This is a genomic window from Alcanivorax sp. HI0083 (assembly GCF_001635175.1).
Map to the genome: position 1 here is coordinate 1 of NZ_LWFX01000858.1, position 836 is coordinate 836.

General features: G+C 65.2%; 1 pseudogene. It reads left to right on the forward strand.

The annotated features are described in order from the left end of the window. Positions 1-10: 10 nt before the first annotated feature. Positions 11-670: pseudogene (locus A3754_RS08315) on the forward strand (IS4 family transposase); the annotation flags it as partial. Positions 671-836 lie beyond the last annotated feature (166 nt).

Consider the following 836-nt stretch of genomic DNA (forward strand, 5'->3'; position numbering starts at 1 on the left):
TCTTTTCGATATTGATGCCCTTCAGTCCTTCTCTGACCTGAGCACCTTCACCCAGAACATCCCCGTTGAATGGGTTGAGTCGGCGCTCCAATTGTCCTCCAAAGCAACGATTCGTCGGCGGCGCCTCCCCAGCGATCAGGTGCTGTGGCTGGTGCTGGGCATGGCCTTGTTCCGCAACGAACCGGTCTGCGAAGTAGCGCGCCGGCTCAATATCTGCGCCCAGGGACTGGCCACCGACAGTCTGCTGGCCCGCAGCGGTGTATCCCAGGCACGCCGACGCCTGGGGGCCGACCCGGTGGAATGGCTGTTCCGCCGCACCGGCGAACAATGGGGCCGGGAACGTTACCCCGGCGATGACTGGAACGGGCTGCAGGTCCTGGCGGTGGACGGGGCGCAGCTGCGCACCCAGGACACCCCGGCGTTGCGTGAGCACTTCGGTTCCGGCAATACCGGCACGCACCGCCAAACCCCGTACCCGATGATGCGGCTGGTGGCGTTGATGAACGTGCGCTCGCACGTGTTGCTGGATGCCCAGCTTAGCCCCTACCGGCGCAGCGAGATGCGGCTGGCCGACGACTTCCTGGACCGTATCCCGGATCACTCGATCACCCTGTTCGACAAAGGCTTCTGGAGCGCCGCCCGGTTGTTGCGGCTGGCTAGCGGCGGCGCTCCAGAAGCCTTTGTCGAACAGGGTGATCGAGTGTGCCGGGATACGGTCCAGGAAGTCGCCGGACGGCCGCATCTCGCAGCGCCGGTACGGGCTAAGCTGAGCATCCAGCAACGCGTGCGTGGGCGCGTTCATCAGCGCCACCAGCCGCATCATCGGGTACGGGGTT